Genomic DNA, 20,831 nt, shown 5'->3' on the forward strand with positions numbered 1-20,831 from the left:
CCCAGAGCCTGTCAAGCGTTTATTTTGAAGTCTTTCAGAATTTCCTGTTTAACTTCAAGCGCTTAACTCGCTACGATCTCTCGTCAGCGGGAGGCGAATTCTACAGAACTTATCGTTGCTGTCAACTGCCTTTTTCACCGCTGTCGATCTTTCGATCGAAGCATCCCAGCACTACCTGGAACATCTAACTCATTGAGTTTCAAGGAGTTTTCTGTTCCGACTACGCCGGAAGTGGGCGAATTATAGAGAAATCAAATGGGGCGTCAAGGGCTAATTCCAAAGGATTTCAAATTAGCTGCGCCCCTCTATATATAAGCAGCGTTACTCAGCTTTCAGGGTGATCCGCGCAAAGGCCTTCTTACCGGCCTGGCACACATGCGTTGCGCCCAGGGCAAACATGAAGCCGCGATCAACCGCCTCGCCATCGACACGTACGCTACCTGCCGCCAGCAGATCACGCGCCGCCGCCGAGTTCTTTACCAGGCCTGCCTTATTAAGGACAGCAGAGATCGGCATGTCTTCGCAGCCCAGCACTTCGATCTCAGGCAGGTCTTCCGGCAGCTCGCCTTCCTTCATGCGGTTGCCTGCTGCGCGATGAGCGTTGGCAGCAGCCTCCTCACCATGGAAGCGCGCGACGATCTCCTCAGCCAGCTTGATCTTGATGTCACGAGGGTTGGCGCCTGCAGCAACGTCCGCCCGGAAACCGTCAATCTCTTCCATCGAGCGGAAGCTCAGCAATTCGAAGTAACGCCACATCAGCGTATCCGGGATCGACACCAGCTTGCTGTACATCACACCCGGTGCCTCCTGGATGCCGACGTAGTTGCCCAACGACTTGGACATCTTCTTCACGCCGTCCAGCCCTTCGAGCAACGGCATGGTCACGATGTTCTGCGCTTCCTGGCCGTAGCTGCGCTGCAGCTCACGCCCCATCAGCAGGTTGAACTTCTGGTCGGTACCGCCCAGCTCCACGTCCGCCTTCAGTGCAACGGAGTCATAGCCCTGGACCAACGGGTAGAGGAACTCGTGAATGGCGATCGGCTGATTGGTGGTGTAGCGCTTGTCGAAGTCATCGCGCTCGAGCATGCGCGCCACGGTGTACTGCGACGCCAGGCGAATGAAGTCCGCCGGAGTCAACTGGTCCATCCAGGTGGAGTTGAACGCGACTTCGGTCTTGGCCGGGTCGAGAATCTTGAACACCTGCTGCTTATAAGTCTCGGCGTTGTCCAGCACCTGCTCACGAGTGAGCGGTGGACGGGTCGCACTCTTGCCGCTCGGGTCACCGATCATGCCGGTGAAGTCGCCGATCAGGAAGATGACCTGGTGGCCCAACTCCTGGAACTGACGCAGCTTGTTGATCAGCACGGTATGGCCCAGGTGCAGGTCAGGCGCCGTCGGGTCGAAACCCGCCTTGATCCGCAGTGGCTGCCCACGCTTGAGCTTCTCGACCAGCTCCGATTCGACCAGTACCTCTTCCGCACCACGCTTGATCAGCGCTAGCTGCTCTTCAACCGACTTCATAACAGACCCGTAAGGCTCGAATTCAAAGGGCCCCAACGATACAAGATCAGCCATCAATTACAAGTTCCCGGCCCGCATGTGACCCGATACCCGACTGATGACGTCTGCGCGCTTGCGCTGAAGGGGATTTGGTTATATTTTATACAGTTATTTCATCTTCATCATGTCATTCATCTTTTCCATTTCATCTTTTTCAAAGTCAACTTACCCATGATCAAAGAACCGCCTAAAGCGCCCCCGCTTTATCCGAAGAGCCACCTGTTGGCCGCGAGCGGCATTGCCGCCTTGCTCAGCCTGGCCTTGCTGGTATTTCCATCCAGCGAAGTAGAAGCCAAGAAAACCACCCTCAACCTCGAGCTGGAATCCCCAGCCGAACAGCTGAAACAACAGGAAAGCGCAGCGCCTCAAGCCACCGAAGAAGCTGCCCCGTCGCCATTTGCGCAAATCGAGAACACTACCCAGCCCACTGAAGAAGCGGCCAAGGCCGAGCCGGCACCGGCACCTGAAGCCACCGCCAGCAAGGACCCAAGCCACCGCGAAGTCACCGTCGCCCGTGGTGACACCCTGTCGACGCTGTTCGCCAAGGTAGGCTTGCCCGCCACTGCCGTGCATGAAGTACTGGCCAGCAACAAGCAAGCCAAGCAATTCAGCCAGCTCAAGCATGGCCAGGTGCTGCAGATCGAATTGGACAAGGACGGCCAACTGGCCAGCCTGCACAGCAAGGTCAGCGACCTGGAAACCATTCGCCTGACCAAGGCCGCAAACGGTTACGCGTTCAACCGTGAAGTCACCAAGCCCGTGGTGCGCTCGGCCTATATTCACGGCACCATCAAGAGCTCGCTGTCGGCATCGGCCCAGCGCGCCGGCATGAACCACAGCCTGACCATGGACATGGCGAGCATCTTCGGCTACGACATCGACTTCGCCCAGGACATCCGCCAGGGCGACGAATTCGACGTCATCTACGAGCAGAAAGTGGTCAACGGCAAGGTCGTGGGCAATGGCAACATCCTTTCTGCCCGCTTCACCAACCGCGGCAAAAGCTACTCCGCCGTGCGTTACACCAACAAGGCCGGCAACACCAGCTACTACACCGCTGACGGCAACAGCATGCGCAAGGCATTCATCCGTACCCCGGTGGATTTCGCCCGCATCAGCTCGCGCTTCTCGGCCGGCCGCAAACACCCGATCCTGAACAAGATCCGTGCACACAAAGGCGTCGACTACGCAGCCCCACGTGGCACCCCGATCAAGGCTGCCGGCGACGGCAAGGTCTTGCTCGCTGGCCGTCGCGGCGGTTACGGCAACACCGTCATCATCCAGCACGGCAACAGCTACCAGACCCTCTATGGCCACATGCAGGGCTTCGCCAAAGGCGTAAAAACCGGTGGCTCGGTCAAGCAGGGCCAGATCATCGGCTACATCGGTACCACCGGCCTGTCGACCGGCCCGCACCTGCACTACGAGTTCCAGGTCAATGGTGTGCACGTCGACCCGCTGGGCCAGAAGCTGCCCATGGCTGATCCGATTGCCAAGGTAGAGCGCCAGCGCTTCATGCAGCAGAGCCAACCGCTGATGGCGCGCATGGACCAGGAAAAGGCCACCATGCTCGCGTCGAACAAGCGCTAAGCCATGGCCCTCTATCTGGGTGTGATGTCCGGGACCAGCCTTGATGGCCTGGACATCGCCTTGATCGAACAAGAGCAACGCCTCACGCTGCTCGCCACCCATTACATCCCCATGCCAGAAACGCTGCGCCAGACCCTGTTGGGCTTGTGCAGCAGCGGGCCGGACGAAATTGCCCGAGCGGCGTTAGCCGAAGCCGAATGGGTGCGCCTCGCCGCGCAAGGCATCCAGCATCTGCTGCAAACCCGGCAACTCCAGCCACAGGCCATCCGCGCCATCGGCAGCCACGGCCAGACCATCCGCCACGAACCGGCGCGCGGCTTTACCGTGCAGATCGGCAACCCGGCGCTGCTGGCAGAACTGACGGGCATCACGGTAGTCGGCGACTTCCGCCGCCGCGATGTCGCCGCTGGCGGCCAAGGCGCTCCCCTGGCGCCAGCCTTCCATGAAACCTTGTTCGAGGCCCAGGGCGAACGCCTGGCGGTGCTCAACGTTGGCGGTTTCAGCAACCTGAGCCTGATCGAGCGTGACACGCCGGTCAGTGGTTTCGACTGCGGCCCGGGAAATGTGCTGCTCGATGCCTGGATCAGCGAGAAGCAAGGCCACGGCTATGACGCCAACGGCGCCTGGGCTGCCAGCGGCCAGGTCGTGCCGGGATTACTGAACAGCCTGATGAGTGACCCGTTCTTTGCCGGCACCGGCCCCAAAAGCACCGGTCGCGAAGTGTTCAACCTGCCCTGGCTGATGCAGCACTTGAGCAAACAGCCGACATTGCCAGACCAGGATGTACAGGCAACGCTGCTTGAAGTCACCGCGCTGAGCATTGTCAGCTCCCTGCAAGCAGCCCAGCAGAAGACCCAAGCCTTGCTGGTGTGCGGTGGTGGCGCGCACAACGGTACCCTGATGAAGCGCCTGGCCGAGCTACTGCCCAACGCCCGTGTCAGCAGCACTGCAGTATGCGGTGTCGACCCGGACTGGGTTGAAGCGATGGCCTTTGCCTGGCTTGCGCATTGCTGCCTGGAGGGGATTGCCGGAAACCGCCCCAGTGTGACCGGCGCACAGGGCCTGCGCATCCTTGGCGCCATCTACCCCGCCTGACCGCACAAAGCAAAACGCCGCGCATAAGCGCGGCGTTTTGCTGTAAGCCCAAACCTCAGATCGAGAACGACGAGCCGCAACCGCAGGTAGTGGTGGCGTTCGGGTTCTTGATGACAAAGCGCGAGCCTTCCAGACCTTCCTGGTAGTCCACTTCAGCGCCTGCCAGATACTGGAAGCTCATCGGGTCGACCACCAGGGCAACGCCCTCGCGCTCGACAATGGTGTCGTCTTCAGCAACGTCTTCATCGAACGTGAAGCCGTACTGGAAGCCCGAGCAACCGCCGCCCGTCACGAATACACGCAACTTCAGGCGCTCATTGCCCTCTTCATCGACCAGGGTCTTCACCTTGTGCGCAGCACCCTGCGTAAATTGCAAAATCGTAGGGGTGAAGGATTCGACGCTCATGCTGACTATCTCCCGGCGCTATGCCGCCATAATGCGTGATGGCGTGCATTATCCGCTTCTCCGAGAAAATCGGTCAACAATAGAAGCAGCGACGAAAGTCGAGCGACAGGCGCAGGCCTGCCACTCGAACGCTCGATTTAAGGCAGCAGCCCGGCGTGGGACAGGCCCATACGCTCGTCCAGGCCGAACAGGATGTTCAGGTTCTGTACCGCCTGCCCCGACGCGCCCTTGACCAGGTTGTCGATCACCGACAGCACCACGACCAGGTCGCCACCCTGCGGCCGATGCACGGCGATTCGGCAGACGTTGGCACCGCGCACGCTGCGGGTTTCCGGGTGGCTGCCCGCTGGCATTACATCGACGAACGGTTCATTGGCGTAACGCTTTTCGAACAGTGCCTGCAGGTCGACCGAGGTATCGGCAACGGTTGCATAGAGCGTGGAGTGGATACCCCGGATCATCGGCGTGAGGTGTGGCACGAAAGTCAGGCCGACATCGCCACCGGCTGCACGACGCAGGCCCTGGCAGATTTCCGGCAAATGACGGTGGCCCTTCACGGCATAGGCTTTCATGCTTTCGCCCGCTTCGCAGAACAGCGAACCCACCGCTGCGCCACGGCCAGCGCCGCTGACACCGGACTTGCAGTCGGCAATCAGGCGCGAGGCATCGGCAATGCCGGCCTCCAGCAATGGCAGGAAGCCCAGTTGGGTGGCCGTCGGGTAGCAACCCGGCACGGCGATCAGGCGGGCCTGGCGGATCTGCTCACGGTTCACTTCCGGCAAGCCGTAGACCGCGTCCTTGAGCAGCTCCGGCGCGCCGTGCGGCTGACCGTACCACTTGGCCCATTCTTCCGCGTCCTGCAGACGGAAGTCGGCCGACAGGTCGATCACCTTGGTGCCCGCTGCCAGCAGTTCGCCGGCCAATGCATGGGCAACACCGTGCGGGGTGGCGAAGAACACCACATCACAGGCCGCCAGGGCCTTGGTGTCCGGCACGCTGAAGGCCAGGTTGTCGTAATGGCCGCGCAGGTTCGGGTACATATCGGCCACCGGCAAGCCGGCTTCGGATCGCGAGGTGATGACCGCAACTTCCGCCTGTGGATGCTGTGCCAACAGACGCAGCAACTCGACACCGGTGTACCCCGTGCCGCCGACGATACCGACCTTGACCATAAACCTGCCCCTTTCAACGAACCGACTGGAAAGCCACCGATGATATGGGCCTACGCGACTGGTAACAACCGTTGAGATGACGCGCTAGCGCTCTAGCCACTACTATCTGACGACCGTGAACCCTGAAGGAACTAGAAACATGCTGTTATGGATCAAAGCGCTGCATATCGTCAGTGTGGTCTGCTGGTTTGCCGGGTTGTTCTATCTCCCGCGCCTGTTCGTCTACCACGCCCAGAGTGAAGACAAGATCAGCCAGGATCGCTTCGTGATCATGGAACGCAAGCTGTACCGCGGCATCATGGGCCCGGCGATGATCGCCACCTTTGTCTTTGGTATCTGGATGCTCAGCCTGGTCCCGGGTTACTTCAGCCAAGGCTGGATGCATGCCAAGCTGACCCTGGTGGTATTGCTCACCGGCTACCATCACATGTGCGGCGCCAACGTGAAACGCTTTGCCCGCGGCGAAAACACCCGCAGCCACACCTACTTCCGCTGGTTCAATGAAGTGCCGGTGGTGATTCTGCTGGCGATCGTAATTCTGGTCGTGGTCAAGCCGTTCTAATCGTTGTCACCATCCACTTCGAGGAACCACCATGTCATTGCCTGCCTTGCTTGAACAACGCCTGCGCCTACCCATCGTCGCAGCCCCGATGTTCCTGATCTCCAACCCCAAGTTGGTCCTGGCCTGTTGTCGCAATGGCGTGGTGGGTAGTTTTCCGGCGCTGAACCAGCGCGATAGCGCAGGCTTCAAGGCCTGGCTGGAAGAAATCGAAGCGGGCCTGGCTACCTTTGACAAGCCTGCACCCTATGCCGTCAACCTGATCGTCCACCCGAGCAACCCGCGCCTGCAGGCCGACCTGGCCCTGTGCGTCGAGCACAAGGTGCCTATCGTCATAACCAGCCTGGGGGCGGTTAAAGAGGTAGTGGACGCCGTCCACAGTTATGGCGGCCTGGTGTTCCACGATGTCACCACGCGTCGGCACGCGGAGAAAGCCGCTGAAGCCGGTGTTGATGGCCTGATTGCGGTGGCAGCGGGCGCTGGCGGACATGCCGGGACCTGGAGCCCATTCGCCCTGCTCGCCGAAATTCGTCAGTTCTTCGACAAGACCCTGCTCCTGGCCGGCTGCCTGAACCGCGGCCACGAAATCCTCGCGGCGCAGCTTCTGGGTGCCGACCTGGCATACCTCGGCACCCATTTCATCGCCAGCCAGGAAAGCGCGGCACCCGCGCCCTACAAGGACATGCTCCTGCAGGCCAAGGCTGCCGACATCATTCATACCCCCGCAGTATCAGGCGTGCCGGCCAGTTTCATGCGCCAAAGCCTGGAGCAAGCCGGCTACGACATGGCTGACCTCAAAGGCAAAGGCGCCGAGACCAAGCTCAAGCCGCTCGACGACGAAGCCAAGGCCTGGAAGACCGTGTGGTCCGCCGGCCAGGGCGCCGGGGCAATCGACGAGCAGCTTTCAGTCGACCAGCTCATTGCCCGCCTGGACGCCGAATACCGTCAGGCCCAGGCCTTTGCCAGCCAACTGGGGCAAAACTGGCCGCGTTGAGGCCGTGCGGGGCAGCCTTTGTCGCGGCCAGTCTGTAAACTAGCCGCTTCATCACGCCCCACCCTCTTTCTGGAGAACTGCATGTCCCGTTACGCCATGGTCACCGGTGCCTCCAGCGGTCTTGGCCTGGCACTGGCCGAAGCACTGGCGCGCCGTGGACGCAACTTGATCCTGGTCGCCCGTCAGCGCGATGAGCTGGAGCCGATTGCCGTTGAGCTGACCCAGCGTTTTGGCGTCGAAGTGCTGTTCCGCGCCTGTGACCTGGGCGAGCCACTGCGCTTGTCCGGGTTCCTGCTGGAGCTTGAAGAGGGTGAGCGACAGATCGACCTGCTGGTGAACTGCGCCGGCATCCGCTCCTATGGGCACTTCCTTGCACAGGAGTGGGCCGATGAGCAGGACCTGATCGAGGTGAACATCCTCGCCCTCACCCGTCTTTGCCATGCCCTGGGCAACGCCATGGCCGTGCAGGGTGGCGGGCAGATTCTCAATATCGCATCACTAGCAGCCTTTGCCCCCGGCCCCTGGATGAGCAGTTACGCCGCCAGCAAAGCCTATGTACTGCATTTCAGCGAAGGGCTACGCGAAGAACTGAAACGCACCGGGATCAAGGTGTCTGTGCTGTGCCCCGGCCCGGTACGTTCGGCCAAGCGCAACATTCCCCGCCTGCAGAAAGGCAATCGCTGCCTGAGCCCGGAAGAAGTGGCGCTCTACACCGTTCGGGCGCTGGACAAGAATCGCGCGGTGATCATCCCCGGGCGGCGCAATCGCTGGCTGGCCCTGAGCCCGCGCTGGTTGTCGCGCTGGATGGCACGCAAGCTGGCCGGTGCGATCAACCAGGCCTACTGCCCACGCTGAGGCGAAAGCTGCTGGGCGCCAGCGTACTGCCTGAGTACACTCAGCCGACCACCACCATGGAGCAAGCGTTGTGGATACTCTGTTCACCAAGATCATCAACCGGGAGATCCCCGCGAAGATCATTTACGAGGACGACCAGGTACTGGCCTTCCACGATATCGCCCCGCAGGCACCGGTGCACTTCCTGGTCATTCCGAAGAAGCCGATCCGCACCCTCAACGACCTGACTGAAGACGACAAGGGCCTGGCCGGACACATCCTGTTCACCGCCCAGCGCCTGGCCAAGGAACTCGGCTGCGAAGACGGTTTCCGCGTGGTCATGAACTGCAATGAACTGGGTGGCCAGACGGTCTACCACATCCATATGCACGTGCTCGGCCAGCGTCAGATGCACTGGCCGCCGGGCTGATCCAGCGCAAGCCCTGTCATAAGGTTTGGGTTAAACTGTCGGGCACATTCTTGCGGAGGTGCCCGATGGCTACCGAACGTCACTATTCGCCGCTCGACCGCTTGTTGCTGCAGGCCGACACCGCCATGCGCACCTTGCTGCCCTTCAGCGGCCAGCCCGGTCGGCCTTCGCCGGCAATCGTCCAGCCCGACGCCGAGCTCGATGAAGAGCAAACCCGCCACGTCGCCGGCCTGATGCGCATCAACCACACCGGTGAAGTCTGCGCCCAGGCGCTGTATCAGGGCCAAGCCCTGACCGCCAAGCTGCCTCAGGTACGCAAGGCGATGGAACACGCCGCCGAAGAAGAAATCGACCACCTGGCCTGGTGCGAACAACGCATTCGTCAGCTGGGCAGCCACCCAAGCGTGCTCAACCCGCTGTTCTATGGCATGTCCTTCGGTATTGGCGCCGTCGCCGGCCTGATCAGCGACAAGGTCAGCCTGGGCTTCGTGGCCGCCACTGAACATCAGGTGTGCAAGCACCTGGATGAGCACCTGGAGCAGATCCCGGCTGAAGACGAGAAGTCCCGGGCGATTCTTGAGCAGATGCGCATCGACGAAGAACAGCACGCCGATGCAGCACTGGATGCTGGCGGCTTCCGCTTCCCGGCCCCGGTCAAGTTCGGCATGAGCCTGATGGCCAAGGTCATGACCAAAAGCACCTATCGCATCTGAGGTCGGCTGACATGACCGAACGCTTCGACGCCAAGGACCTGGCCCGCGCCGTCAGCGCAGGCGTTCTGAACCCGGGCCAGGATCTGGCCCTGCTCGACTTCCTCAAGCAACAGCCCGCGCAACAGGCCAGTTTCCAACTGGCCCATGTGGCGTTCTACTTTGGTGCGCTGTTGATCATGGGTGCCATGGGCTGGCTGCTGAACGAGGCCTGGATGCGCATCGGTGACAGCGCGCTGCTGATGGTGGCCCTGCTGTATATCGCCTCGATGACCATTGCCGGCCTGGTACTTCAGCGCCGTGGCCAAGTGATCCCTGCCGGTGTGCTCGCGGCAGTGGCGGTGAGCATTGTGCCGCTGGCGGTGTTTGCCATCGAGCGTATCACCGGTTTCTGGCCGCTGGACGACAGCCAGGCAGACTATCACAACTACTACACCTACGTGCAGGGCGGCTGGCTGCTGATGGAAGCCGCGACGGTGCTGGCCGGCCTGTTGATGCTGCGCCTGATCCCCTTCCCGTTCATCGTCATGCCCATCGCCCTGGCGCTGTGGTTCATGTCCATGGACCTGACCGAATGGGTATATGGCGACCCGTTCAACTGGGAACAACGCCAGCAGGTATCCCTGTGGTTTGGCCTGGCTCTGCTCCTGGTGTTCCTGGTGGTGGATGGCCGCACCCAACGCGATTATGCCTTCTGGGGCTACCTGGCCGGGTTGCTGGCGTTCTGGGGCGCCCTGACCTCGATGAACAGCGACAGCGAGTTCGCCAAGGCGATGTACTGCCTGATCAACCTGGGCCTGATGACCGTTGCGGTGCTGTTGCGCCGCCCACTGTTCATGGTCTTCGGCGCGCTGGGCGTGGCGGCGTACCTGGGCTACCTGTCGTATGACGTGTTTGCCGACTCATTGCTGTTCCCGGTGATCGTGACACTGATCGGGCTGGGCGTGATCGGGCTGGGGCTGCTGTACCAGAAACATCGCGAACGCTTGAGTAGCAACCTGCGCAGCCGATTACCCGCCGCCTTGCTGCGTACGCTGCCGGGGCTGCGCCGCTGATGGTGCGCCGGCTGCTCACGCGCGTGCTGCAGAGCGTTGGCCTGCCCCTGGTCGGCTACCTGTACATTTGCCTGTCCAGTGCCCGCCTTGCCCACGAAGCGTTCACCCTGGAGCTTCCCTACCTGGTCGAGCCACAAAGCAACAGCAGCATCGAGCTGCTGATTTTCTCAGCGCCGGGCATGTTGCTGTTCGTGCTCCTGGGCTGCCTTGTGCGCCGTCATCTGGCGCTGATTGCAGCGTTCATCATATTGGCCGGCGCCAGCGCCTTCCTGCTTTGCCAGCTGTTTGCCGAAAGCGCCGGCGCCACCTGGTCGTCGCTGGAAATCGTCAGCCTGTTCGCCTATCAATTGCCATGGCTGTTGCTGGCCTTGGTCCCGGGGCTGATCTGGTTGCTCGCGCTGGAGCGCTGGCCAGGGCGACACCTGCCGGCGTATGGATAAAAAAGGGGCCCTGATCAGGGCCCCTTTCTTGTTGGCGGATTCAACCCAGCTCGACAATCTCGTAGGCGTGGGTGATTTCAACGCCCGCGCGCCCCAGCATGATCGACGCCGAGCAGTACTTCTCGGCAGACAGCTCGACGGCGCGCTTGACCTGGGCCTCTTTCAAGCCACGGCCCTTGACCACGAAGCGCAGGTGGATCTTGGTGAAAACCTTCGGGTCTTCGTCCGCACGCTCGGCTTCAAGGAACGCCTCGCAACTCTCAACGGCCTGGCGGGACTTCTTCAGGATGCTGACCACATCGAAGTTGCTGCAGCCACCCAGGCCCAGCAGCAACATTTCCATCGGCCGCACGCCCAGGTTGCGTCCACCGCTTTCAGGCGGACCGTCCATTACCACGACATGGCCACTGCCCGACTCACCAAGAAACATGGCTTCGCCTGCCCACTGGATACGCGCTTTCATCACCCGGCCTGCCTTGTAGTTAAAAAGGTTGCCAGCTTAGACCCTGCGACCCCGTCCGAAAAGGCTAAGCGTTCGAGTAAATATGCCGATACAAACGGAAGTGTCTGATAAGCTGACGCCAATTCACTGGCGCATCTTGCCAGGCAGCCTATAAAAAATGCTCACGCGTCGCGTCTTTCCGGGATTAGCCATGGTTGCTTCGAGCCTTCCAGCCAAGATCAAGAACATCGACAAGTTGCTTGCCCATTGCCAGCGCCGACGTTATCCGGCCAAGAGCAATATCATCTGCGCGGGTGATCGCGCCGAAACGCTGTCCTTTATCGTCAAAGGCTCGGTCACCGTCCTCATTGAAGACGATGAGGGCCACGAGATGATCATCGCCTACCTCAACAATGGCGATTTCTTCGGTGAGCTGGGGCTGTTTGAAGCGGTCGACCAGGAGCATCGTCGCAGCGCGTGGGTGCGCGCCAAGACCGAATGTGAAGTCGCCGAGATCAGTTACGACAAGTTCCGCGAACTGGCGCGCCAGGAGCCGGAGATTCTCTACGCCCTCGGCAGCCAGATGGCCCAGCGCCTGCGCAATACCACGCGCAAGGTCGGCGACCTGGCGTTCTTCGACGTGACCGGGCGCGTCGCCCGCTGCTTGCTGGAGCTGTGCAAGCAACCGGACGCCATGACCCATCCGGACGGCATGCAGATCAAGATCACCCGCCAGGAGATCGGCCGTATCGTCGGTTGTTCGCGCGAGATGGTCGGCCGCGTCCTCAAGGACCTTGAAGAACGCAGCCTGGTAAACGTGAAAGGCAAGACCATGGTGGTCTTCGGCACCCGTTAATCCCGGGCAATGCCTTTGATCACTTCGCCATAGGCCTGGGTGAGGCGCTCCAACAGTGGCGCCTCGGGCACCACTTCATGCAGTGCGATGTGGCTGTGGGCCAGGCAACGCTGCTCAAGGTTGCAGCATTCGTTGAAGCGATTGACCGCCGCCACCATCGACTCACGCTCGTTATCCAGCAACAAGGCGCCGTGCACCAGCACCACCGGGCGCTTGCCGCCCAGCCCCTGGCGCCAGCGCTGGGCCGTGCCGACCAGCTTGCGACCGTTGAGGTTGACGTTGTAGCGGCCATCGCAGAACGCGCCTTCGATTTCACCCACCGAGGCCATCCCGCCCCATTCGCTGAGTACTTCGCACAGCGGCTCGCAAAGACGCAGGTAGGCATTTTCGATGCGGTTCTGATCGCCTTCACTGTGTGGCGCCACATACACCAGCGCCACGTTGATCACCGCAGGCGACTGAGGCACCGGCTCGCCGCCGGTTTCGCGCAACAGCACCGGCCAACCGGCAATCGCCAGTTCGGCACAGGCCGCTTCAAAGCCATCGAGCCGGCTCATGCGCCGCGGCATGACCAGCGCCCGGTCGGTGGGCTGCCAGAACAACAAGCCAAACGCCTGTTCGCCCTTGCACACGGCACTGAGCAATTCCTGCTCGGCGTGCAGGCCGGCTTCGACAGTGACGGCAACAGCATTTATGGTCATCACGATTTTCCTGTGGATACAAAAAAGCCGGCATCGCCGGCTTTCGAGGAACGCTTCAGTCCAGGCCTGGCACCAGGTTATGCACCGCCCGCTCAGGGAAGAACAAGCGCTGCAACTCGGCCCCTGGATGCTCGGCACGCATGAACGCCTCACCGACCAGGAACGAGTAGACCTCATTGATTTCCATCAGCTCGACATCGGCACGGTTGAGAATACCGCTCTCGGTGATGGCCAGGCGGTCGCGAGGAATGCGCGGCAGCAGATCGAGGGTGGTTTCCAGGCTGACTTCGAAGGTGTGCAGGTTGCGGTTGTTGACCCCCACCAGCGGTGTGTCGAGGGTTTTCAGCGCGCGCTCCAGCTCATCACCGTCGTGCACTTCCACCAGCACGTCGAGGCCGACGCCTTTGGCGATGTCGGCCAGCTCCTTCATTTTCACATCGTCGAGCGCGGCAACGATCAGCAACACACAGTCGGCGCCCAGCGCACGCGCCTCGACGATCTGGTACGGGTCGATCATGAAGTCCTTGCGGATCACCGGCAGCTTGCACGCCGAGCGCGCCTGCTGCAGGTAGGCATCGGCGCCCTGGAAGTAGTCGATGTCGGTGAGTACCGAGAGGCAGGTCGCCCCGCCCTTCTCGTAGCTGACGGCGATGTCGGCCGGCACGAAGTTTTCGCGGATCACGCCCTTGCTCGGCGAAGCCTTCTTGATCTCGGCGATCACCGCAGGTTGCTTGCGCTTGGCCTGCTCGATCAGTGCCCGGGCAAAGCCGCGTGGTGCATCAGCAGCCTTAGCCAGGCGCTCGACTTCAGCAAGACTGACCAGCGCGCTGCGCTGGGCTACTTCTTCGGCCTTGCGGGCGAGGATCTTTTCCAGAACCGTCGGCACACTCATCCTTCATTCTCCACTTTGAATACCGCAGTAAAGGCGCCCAGCTCTTCCAGCTTTTCCCGGGCCAGGCCGGTGTGCAGCGCGTCATGGGCCAGTTCCACGCCCTGCTTCAAGGTCATTGCATGGTCGGCCGCATACAGTGCGGCGCCCGCATTGAGCACGATCATTTCAGCGGCTTTCTGGCCGTTCTCGGTTTTGCGCCGACCCAGGGCATCGCGGATCAGCTCCAGCGACAGCGCCGGGCTTTCCACGGCCAAGCCATGCAGGCTCTGGCTCTTCATGCCAAGGTCTTCGGGCTCGACCCAATATTCGGTGATCTGGTCGTTTTTCAGTTCTGCCACATAGGTCGGCGCGGCGAGGCTGAACTCGTCCAGGCCATCCTTGGAGTGCACCACCAGCACATGCTTGCTGCCCAGGCGCTGGAGCACCTCGGCCAATGGCCGGCACAGGGTCTGGGCAAATACCCCGACGACCTGGTGTTTGACCCCGGCCGGATTCGTAAGCGGGCCGAGCATGTTGAACAGGGTGCGCAGGCCCAGGTCGCGGCGCGGGCCGGCTGCGTATTTCATGGCGCTGTGGTGCGACTGGGCGAACATGAAGCCGATGCCGACGCTGTCGATGCAGCGTGCCACCTGCACCGGCGTCAGGTTCAGGTAGATACCCGCCGCTTCCAGCAAATCGGCGCTGCCACTCTTGCCCGACACGGCGCGGTTGCCATGCTTGGCCACCGTGCAACCGGCGGCGGCAACGACAAAGGCCGAGGCGGTGGACACGTTGAAGATATTTGCGCCGTCACCGCCGGTGCCGACCACATCCACCACGCCATCCAGCGTCTTGAGTTCGACGCCGTCCGCCAGCTCGCGCATCACCGACACGGCACCGACGATTTCATCGATGCTCTCGCTCTTCATGCGCATGCCCATGAGGAAGGCGCCAATCTGCGCCTCACTGCACTGACCGGTCATGATCAGGCGCATCACGTCGCGCATTTCTTCGGTGGAAAGGTCCAGTTGCCCGGCAATACGGGCCAGCGCGCTCTTGATATCCATGATCGATCCTTAGCGGCGGCCGCCGGTCTGTTTGAGGAAGTTGGCGAACAGCTCGTGGCCTTGCTCGGTGAGAATCGACTCGGGGTGGAACTGCACCCCTTCGATGTTCAGGGTCTTGTGCCGCAGGCCCATGATCTCGTCGACCGTGCCGTCTTCCCGAGCGGTCCAGGCGGTCACTTCCAGGCAGTCCGGCAAGGTCTCGCGCTTGACCACCAGCGAGTGGTAGCGGGTCACGGTCAGCGGGTTGTTCAAGCCAGCGAACACGCCCAGGTCGCGGTGGTACACCGGGCTGGTCTTGCCGTGCATCACCTGGCGGGCACGTACCACTTCACCGCCATAGGCCTGGCCGATGGACTGGTGGCCGAGACATACGCCAAGAATAGGCAGCTTGCCGGCAAAGTGCAGGATCGCTTCGATGGAAACGCCGGCCTCGGTCGGGGTGCACGGGCCAGGGGAGACGACGATGCGCTCCGGTTGCAGGGCTTCGATCTGGGCGATGGTCAGTTCGTCATTGCGAATGACCTTGACCTCTGCACCGAGCTCGCCGAGGTACTGCACGACGTTGTAGGTGAAGGAGTCGTAATTGTCGATCATCAGTAACATCTGGGGTCTACCTCTTGAATCTACTGACTTTGAATTCACGCCTTCCGTTGCTGGTGACATGCGCGCCAGCCCTGTGCAACGCGGCATAAGCCGGCGGTGGGAACAGGTGAAACACTTCGGAAAGGCAAAACGGTACTGGGCCGGGCAGAGCCGGCAAGAGATAAAGTCAGGCGCGCCAACGCCAACGGGCGTGGGCCTTGATAACGCGCATCAAGAGTTTGCTGACGATCAACACGGGGTAGGTCTCGTTCATACGTTCCCGCACAGTAGCCTACCGGCGCGGCGCGTGCAATATGGAGGGGACAAGGCGAGTAGCAAGGTAATGGAAACAATCCCTGCACCTTGCTAAGGTCAAGCGGCTTTGTCCTATAAAAATAAAGAAAAAGGATCTTTTCGATGGAGAAACGCCCGCGCTTTCGCTTTGCACTTGGCGCCCTGGCCCTGGCCTGCAGTCAGACCTTCGCCTCCCCCTCCCCGTATTCAACGATGATCGTGTTTGGCGACAGTCTCGCCGACGCCGGGCAATTCCCCGACACTGCCGGCCCACCCGGCAGCACCCAGCGCTTTACCAACCGCGGGCCGAACGGCCAGTTCGCCGCCACCTCGCCGATGATCCTCGGCGCACACCTGGGCCTGTCCGGCGCCGAACTGGGCGCCTCGACGTCTCCGGTCAATGCCGCGCTGGGCTTGCCAGATGGCAACAACTGGGCTGTTGGCGGCTATCGCACCGACCAGATCCTCAATTCGATCACCAGCACCTCGCAAGCCGTCATTCCACCGGGCAACCCCGGTGGCGGCACGGTCCTGCGCCAGCGCCCGGGTTATCTGGCCGGCGGAGCACTGGCCGACCCGAACGCGCTGTACTACCTCACCGGCGGCGGCAACGACTTCCTTCAGGGCCTGGTGACCAGCCCGGCGCAAGCCGTGGCCTCGGCCGATCGCCTGGCCGCCAGCGCACAAGCCCTGCAAAGTGGCGGCGCGCGCTACATCATGGTCTGGCTGCTGCCGGACCTGGGCCTGACACCGGCCTTCAGCGGGACACCGCAGTCTGGCCCACTGTCGCAGCTGAGCAGCGTGTTCAACCAGGAACTGGTCAAACGCCTCGGGCAGATCGATGCGCAAATCATCCCGCTGAACATTCCGTTGCTGCTGCGTGAAGCCATTGCCTCGCCGGGCGACTTCGGCCTGGCCACCGGGCAGAACCTGCTGGGCACCTGCTACAGCGGCAACAACTGTCTGCAGAACCCGGTGTACGGCGCCAACGGCACCAGCCCCGATCCGACCAAGCTGCTGTTCAACGACTCGGTACACCCAACCATCGCGGGCCAGCAACTGATCGCCGACTACGGCTATTCGATTCTCTCCGCCCCGTGGGAGCTGACACTGCTACCGGAAATGGCCCACGCCAGCCTGCGCGCGCATCAGGATGAACTGCGCAACCAGTGGCAAGGCAACTGGCAAGGTGTCGGCCAGTGGCAAGCAATCATTGCCACCGGCGGGCAGAAGCTCGACTTTGACGATCAACGCGGCTCGGCCAGCGCCGACGGCCATGGCTACAACCTCACCCTTGGCGGCAGCTACCGCATCGACGAGGCATGGCGTGCCGGCGTCGCGGCAGGCGTCTATCAGCAGAAACTGGAAGCTGGCGAACAGGACTCGGACTACAAGCTCGACAGCTACCTGGCCACCGGCTTCGTACAGTTCCAGCAGAACCAGTGGTGGGCCGATGCCGCGCTGACTGCCGGGCACCTGGACTACAGCGACCTGAAACGGACCTTTGCCTTTGGCGTGAATGACCGCAGCGAAAAAGGCGACACCGATGGCGAGGTCTGGGCCTTCGCTGCACGCCTGGGTTACGACCTGGCCGCTGCCAGCAGCCCTTGGCACCTTTCGCCGTTCATCAGCGCTGACTTCGCCCGGGTCAAGGTCGATGGCTACGCGGAGAAAGGCGCCCGCTCCACCGCGCTGAGCTTCGACGACCAGGACCGCAAGTCGCGGCGCCTGGGTGTGGGCCTGCAAGGCAAGTACCAGCTCGTCCCCGGCACCCAGCTGTTCGCCGAAGTCGCCCACGAGCACGAATTCGAGGACGACCGTCAGGACCTGACCCTGCACCTGAACAGCCTGCCGGGCAATGATTTCACCCTGACCGGCTACACCCCGCAGAGCAACCTGAACCGCGCCAGCATCGGCTTGAGCCATGAGCTGACGCCGGGGCTGAACCTGCGTGGCGGGTACAACTGGCGCAAGAGCGACGAGCTGACGCAACAAGGAATCAACCTGGCACTCAGCCTGGACTTCTGATCGCAAAAAAAACGGCGCTCAACCTGAGCGCCGTTTTTCACCTCACGGGTGTATTCAACCGCGTGGCGTTTGCTCGGCCAGTGCCACAGCGCGGAACATCGCGCGACGCTTGTTGATGGTTTCTTCCCATTCCAGCGCTGGCACCGAATCGGCCACGATACCGCCACCGGCCTGCACATGCAGTTCGCCGTCCTTGATCACTGCCGTTCGAATGGCAATCGCCGTATCCATGTTGCCGTTCCACGCCAGGTAACCCACCGCACCGCCATAGACGCCGCGCTTGACCGGCTCCAGCTCGTCGATGATTTCCATTGCGCGGATCTTCGGTGCCCCGGACAACGTGCCGGCCGGCAGGATCGCGCGCAGCGCGTCCATGGCGCTCAGGCCTTGCTTGAGCTGGCCGGTAACGTTGGAGACGATGTGCATCACGTTGGAATAGCGCTCGATCACCATCTTCTCGGTGACCTTGACCGTGCCGGTCTCGGAGACCCGGCCCGTGTCGTTGCGGCCCAGGTCGATCAGCATCAGGTGCTCGGCGATTTCCTTGTCGTCGCTGAGCAGGTCGTCTTCCAGGGCTCGGTCGGCTTCCTCGTTGGCGCCACGCGGGCGGGTGCCGGCAATCGGGCGCACGGTGACCAGGTTGTCTTCGACCCGCACCAGCACTTCTGGCGAGCTGCCGACGACATGGAAGTCACCGAAGTTGAAGAAGTACATGTACGGCGTCGGGTTGAAACAGCGCAGCGCCCGGTACAGGTCGATGGGCGCCGCCTTGAAGTCGATGGACATGCGTTGTGACGGCACCACCTGCATGCAGTCGCCCGCCAGGATGTACTCCTTGACGGTATCGACGGCGCGCTCGTAGTCAGCCTGGGTGAAGCTGGAACGGAACGCCGGCTCTGGCGCCGGCGGGCCGGACAAGTCCAGGCCGCGGCGCGGGGTGATCGGCTGGCGCAACTGCTCGAGCAGTTCCTCAAGGCGCGCCTGGCCGTTCTCGTAGGCGTTTTCCTGGGCAGGGTCTGCGAGGACGATTGCGTGGATCTTGCTGGCCAGGTTGTCGAACACCACCACGGCGTCGGAGACCATCAGCAGGATATCCGGAACGCCCAGCGGGTCTGGGTTCGGGCACTTGCCCAGGCGTTTTTCCACGTAGCGCACGCAGTCGTAGCCGAAGTACCCGACCAGGCCGCCATTGAAACGCGGCAGGCCGGCAATGGTCGGCACCGAGTAGCGTTCCTTGAAGGCTTCGACGAAGGCCAGCGGGTCTTCGACATCGTGGCGCTCGATCTCGACACCGTCGTGGGTAATCCGCACCTGGTGATCATGCACGCGCAGCACGGTGCGACATGGCAGGCCAATGATCGAATAGCGCCCCCACTTCTCCCCGCCCTGCACCGATTCGAGCAGGTAGGAGTTGGGCTGGTCCGCCAGTTTCAGGTAGATCGACAGCGGCGTGTCGAAGTCGGCCAGGGTCTCGCAGGCCAGGGGAATACGGTTGTAGCCGGCAGCGGCCAGGCGCAGGAATTCTTCGCGGGTCATGATAGCCTCGTGGCAGTGGAGCAAGGGGTCGGACGGGCAAACGTGCCGGGTCAAGCCGGCCAGATAGAAGTCAGGCGCGCCAACGCCAGCGGGCCAGGGCCTTGATGACTTTCATCCAGAGTTTGCCGGTTGCCACCACGATGGAGTCTCTATCAGGGGGGGATTGAACGTCCGCCAACGTTAGCTCAGTGGCTTCATCTAAGCAACCAGGCAACAACGCGCGCAGGTCGTCGATCACCAATGCCGGTGATTCTTCGCTGATCGGCCGGCCATGGTTGTAGCCGTAGCTCAACGCCACGCACTGCACCCCGGCGGCCTTGGCCGCCAGCACATCACTGCGCGAGTCGCCGATGAACAGCGCCTGGTCAGCCGGGACGTTGGCCATCTGCATGACAAACAGCAGCGCGGCCGGGTCGGGCTTTTTCTGTGGCAGGGTGTCGCCGCCGATGATCCAGCGGAAATAGCGACCGATTTTCATCTGGTCCAGCAGGGGCGCGACGAAGCGCTCCGGCTTGTTGGTGATCAGGGCCATTTCCACGCCCTGCTTGTGCAGCCACTTGAGCGTTTCGCTGACGCCTGGGTAGACCACCGTCAGCTCATGCCCTTCGGCGTAAGCTTCCATGAACACCTCGAGGCCGCGTGCGGCCTCGTCATCGTCCACGCCGCTGTGGTCCAGTTGCCCGGCCAGCGCCCGGCGCACCAGCACCGGTGCACCATTGCCGACCCACTCGCGCACAGCGCCCAGGCCGACAGGCTGTCGGCCCATTTCGAGCAGCATATGGTCCACTGCCGCAGCCAGGTCGGGGACTGAATCGATCAACGTGCCATCCAGATCGAACATCACCAGCCTGGGCAGCGCCCCGGGGAACAGCTGCTCGAAGCCGCTCATGGGCGAGCCAGGGCCAGTTCTGCGCGCATCTTGGCAATCACTTCCTGATAGTTCGGAGTGTTGAAGATGGCCGAACCCGCGACGAAGGTGTCCGCGCCTGCGGCAGCGATTTCGCGGATGTTGTTCACGTTCACGCCACCGTCGATTTCCAGGCGGATGTCGCGACCGCTGGCTTCGATCAGGGCGCGGGCTTCACGCAGCTTGTCGAGGGTGCCGGGGATGAACTTCTGGCCGCCGAAGCCCGGGTTCACGCTCATCAGCAGGATCATGTCGACCTTGTCCATCACGTACTTCAGCGCGTCCAGCGGGGTGGCCGGGTTGAACACCAGGCCGGCCTTGCAGCCGCCGTCGCGGATCAGTTGCAGCGAGCGGTCGATGTGCAGGGTGGCTTCCGGGTGGAAGGTGATGTAGCTGGCGCCAGCGTCGATGAAGTCGCCGATGATGCGGTCGACCGGGCTGACCATCAAATGCACGTCGATGGGCGCGGTAACGCCGTACTTGCGCAGGGCGGTGCAAACCATCGGGCCGATGGTCAGGTTGGGGACGTAGTGGTTGTCCATCACGTCGAAGTGAACGATGTCGGCACCAGCGGCCAGCACGTTGTCGACTTCCTCGCCCAGGCGAGCGAAATCGGCAGAAAGAATCGAGGGGGCAATAGCGTAGGGCTGCATGGCGCACCTGTTGGCAGAATCACGGTGGTGCGCATTGTACCTCAGGCTG

The 20,831-nt window shown here is 62.0% G+C and carries 22 protein-coding genes; 11 read left to right on the forward strand and 11 right to left on the reverse strand.

Annotated elements, in window-relative coordinates; all coding sequences use genetic code 11:
- Positions 1-321: 321 nt before the first annotated feature.
- On the reverse strand, positions 322-1,521 hold the full coding sequence (gene tyrS, locus M5G11_RS08990) for a tyrosine--tRNA ligase (RefSeq protein ID WP_273909769.1): 1,200 nt from the start codon (positions 1,519-1,521) through the stop codon (positions 322-324).
- 210 nt (positions 1,522-1,731) lie between these two features.
- Here tyrS and M5G11_RS08995 point away from each other — a divergent pair, with 210 nt between their 5' ends.
- Positions 1,732-3,150, forward strand: a complete 1,419-nt coding sequence (locus M5G11_RS08995; RefSeq protein WP_273909768.1) for a peptidoglycan DD-metalloendopeptidase family protein — start codon at positions 1,732-1,734, stop codon at positions 3,148-3,150.
- A gap of 3 nt (positions 3,151-3,153) precedes the next feature.
- Complete coding sequence (locus tag M5G11_RS09000) at positions 3,154-4,245, forward strand: anhydro-N-acetylmuramic acid kinase (RefSeq protein ID WP_273909767.1); 1,092 nt, start codon at positions 3,154-3,156, stop codon at positions 4,243-4,245.
- 55 nt (positions 4,246-4,300) lie between these two features.
- Here M5G11_RS09000 and erpA read toward each other — a convergent pair whose 3' ends face one another.
- Positions 4,301-4,651: an iron-sulfur cluster insertion protein ErpA gene (gene erpA / locus M5G11_RS09005; RefSeq protein WP_273909766.1), complete on the reverse strand. Its 351-nt coding sequence runs from the start codon at positions 4,649-4,651 to the stop codon at positions 4,301-4,303.
- 137 nt (positions 4,652-4,788) lie between these two features.
- Positions 4,789-5,823, reverse strand: coding sequence for an N-acetyl-gamma-glutamyl-phosphate reductase (gene argC / locus M5G11_RS09010; protein WP_273909765.1), 1,035 nt, complete (start codon positions 5,821-5,823; stop codon positions 4,789-4,791).
- Positions 5,824-5,962: 139 nt separating this feature from the next.
- On the opposite strand from argC, the gene hemJ reads away from it, so the two are divergent.
- The 7 genes from hemJ (at position 5,963) to M5G11_RS09045 (ending at position 10,845) form a co-directional block, all read left to right on the forward strand.
- Positions 5,963-6,385 (forward strand): protoporphyrinogen oxidase HemJ, encoded by a 423-nt coding sequence (hemJ, locus tag M5G11_RS09015; RefSeq protein WP_273909764.1) that lies wholly within the window; start codon positions 5,963-5,965, stop codon positions 6,383-6,385.
- A gap of 31 nt (positions 6,386-6,416) precedes the next feature.
- Positions 6,417-7,376 (forward strand): NAD(P)H-dependent flavin oxidoreductase, encoded by a 960-nt coding sequence (locus tag M5G11_RS09020; RefSeq protein WP_273909763.1) that lies wholly within the window; start codon positions 6,417-6,419, stop codon positions 7,374-7,376.
- Between the two features lie 81 nt (positions 7,377-7,457).
- Complete coding sequence (locus tag M5G11_RS09025; RefSeq protein WP_273909762.1) at positions 7,458-8,231, forward strand: SDR family NAD(P)-dependent oxidoreductase; 774 nt, start codon at positions 7,458-7,460, stop codon at positions 8,229-8,231.
- A gap of 70 nt (positions 8,232-8,301) precedes the next feature.
- A complete protein-coding gene (locus M5G11_RS09030; protein ID WP_273909761.1) occupies positions 8,302-8,640 on the forward strand; it encodes a histidine triad nucleotide-binding protein in 339 nt (112 codons plus the stop codon).
- A 65-nt stretch (positions 8,641-8,705) separates the two neighbouring features.
- Positions 8,706-9,353, forward strand: a complete 648-nt coding sequence (coq7, locus tag M5G11_RS09035; RefSeq protein ID WP_273909760.1) for a 2-polyprenyl-3-methyl-6-methoxy-1,4-benzoquinone monooxygenase — start codon at positions 8,706-8,708, stop codon at positions 9,351-9,353.
- A gap of 11 nt (positions 9,354-9,364) precedes the next feature.
- Positions 9,365-10,405 carry a DUF2157 domain-containing protein gene (locus M5G11_RS09040; protein WP_273909759.1) on the forward strand — a complete coding sequence of 347 codons (1,041 nt, stop codon included), beginning with the start codon at positions 9,365-9,367 and terminating at the stop codon, positions 10,403-10,405.
- Positions 10,405-10,845, forward strand: a complete 441-nt coding sequence (locus M5G11_RS09045; protein ID WP_273909758.1) for a hypothetical protein — start codon at positions 10,405-10,407, stop codon at positions 10,843-10,845. Before M5G11_RS09040 ends, M5G11_RS09045 begins: the two co-directional genes overlap by 1 nt.
- A gap of 40 nt (positions 10,846-10,885) precedes the next feature.
- Here M5G11_RS09045 and M5G11_RS09050 read toward each other — a convergent pair whose 3' ends face one another.
- The gene (locus M5G11_RS09050; RefSeq protein ID WP_043859826.1) at positions 10,886-11,308 is read right to left on the reverse strand and encodes an OsmC family protein; all 423 of its coding nucleotides are present in this window, start codon (positions 11,306-11,308) and stop codon (positions 10,886-10,888) included.
- 190 nt (positions 11,309-11,498) lie between these two features.
- Here M5G11_RS09050 and crp point away from each other — a divergent pair, with 190 nt between their 5' ends.
- Positions 11,499-12,143, forward strand: coding sequence for a cAMP-activated global transcriptional regulator CRP (gene crp, locus M5G11_RS09055; protein ID WP_273909757.1), 645 nt, complete (start codon positions 11,499-11,501; stop codon positions 12,141-12,143).
- Here the strand turns inward: crp and M5G11_RS09060 are convergent.
- The 4 genes from M5G11_RS09060 to M5G11_RS09075 are packed head-to-tail and all read right to left on the reverse strand — an operon-like array spanning position 12,140 to position 15,385.
- Positions 12,140-12,844, reverse strand: coding sequence for a lipoate--protein ligase family protein (locus tag M5G11_RS09060; RefSeq protein ID WP_273909756.1), 705 nt, complete (start codon positions 12,842-12,844; stop codon positions 12,140-12,142). The genes crp and M5G11_RS09060 overlap by 4 nt on opposite strands.
- 55 nt (positions 12,845-12,899) lie before the next feature.
- Positions 12,900-13,736 carry an indole-3-glycerol phosphate synthase TrpC gene (gene trpC, locus M5G11_RS09065; protein ID WP_273909755.1) on the reverse strand — a complete coding sequence of 279 codons (837 nt, stop codon included), beginning with the start codon at positions 13,734-13,736 and terminating at the stop codon, positions 12,900-12,902.
- Positions 13,733-14,782, reverse strand: a complete 1,050-nt coding sequence (gene trpD / locus M5G11_RS09070; protein ID WP_273909754.1) for an anthranilate phosphoribosyltransferase — start codon at positions 14,780-14,782, stop codon at positions 13,733-13,735. The genes trpC and trpD overlap by 4 nt, the downstream gene beginning before the upstream one ends.
- Positions 14,783-14,791: 9 nt before the next feature.
- The gene (locus M5G11_RS09075; RefSeq protein ID WP_273909753.1) at positions 14,792-15,385 is read right to left on the reverse strand and encodes an aminodeoxychorismate/anthranilate synthase component II; all 594 of its coding nucleotides are present in this window, start codon (positions 15,383-15,385) and stop codon (positions 14,792-14,794) included.
- A gap of 396 nt (positions 15,386-15,781) precedes the next feature.
- On the opposite strand from M5G11_RS09075, the gene estP reads away from it, so the two are divergent.
- On the forward strand, positions 15,782-17,686 hold the full coding sequence (gene estP, locus M5G11_RS09080; RefSeq protein WP_273909752.1) for an esterase EstP: 1,905 nt from the start codon (positions 15,782-15,784) through the stop codon (positions 17,684-17,686).
- 54 nt (positions 17,687-17,740) lie between these two features.
- Here estP and trpE read toward each other — a convergent pair whose 3' ends face one another.
- The 3 genes from trpE to rpe form a co-directional block, all read right to left on the reverse strand.
- The gene (trpE, locus tag M5G11_RS09085; protein WP_273909751.1) at positions 17,741-19,222 is read right to left on the reverse strand and encodes an anthranilate synthase component I; all 1,482 of its coding nucleotides are present in this window, start codon (positions 19,220-19,222) and stop codon (positions 17,741-17,743) included.
- A gap of 70 nt (positions 19,223-19,292) precedes the next feature.
- A complete protein-coding gene (locus tag M5G11_RS09090; RefSeq protein ID WP_273909750.1) occupies positions 19,293-20,111 on the reverse strand; it encodes a phosphoglycolate phosphatase in 819 nt (272 codons plus the stop codon).
- A complete protein-coding gene (gene rpe / locus M5G11_RS09095; protein WP_273909749.1) occupies positions 20,108-20,782 on the reverse strand; it encodes a ribulose-phosphate 3-epimerase in 675 nt (224 codons plus the stop codon). The genes M5G11_RS09090 and rpe overlap by 4 nt, the downstream gene beginning before the upstream one ends.
- Positions 20,783-20,831 lie beyond the last annotated feature (49 nt).

The sequence above is a fragment of the Pseudomonas fontis genome, assembly GCF_028656955.1.
Lineage (GTDB): Bacteria > Pseudomonadota > Gammaproteobacteria > Pseudomonadales > Pseudomonadaceae > Aquipseudomonas > Aquipseudomonas fontis.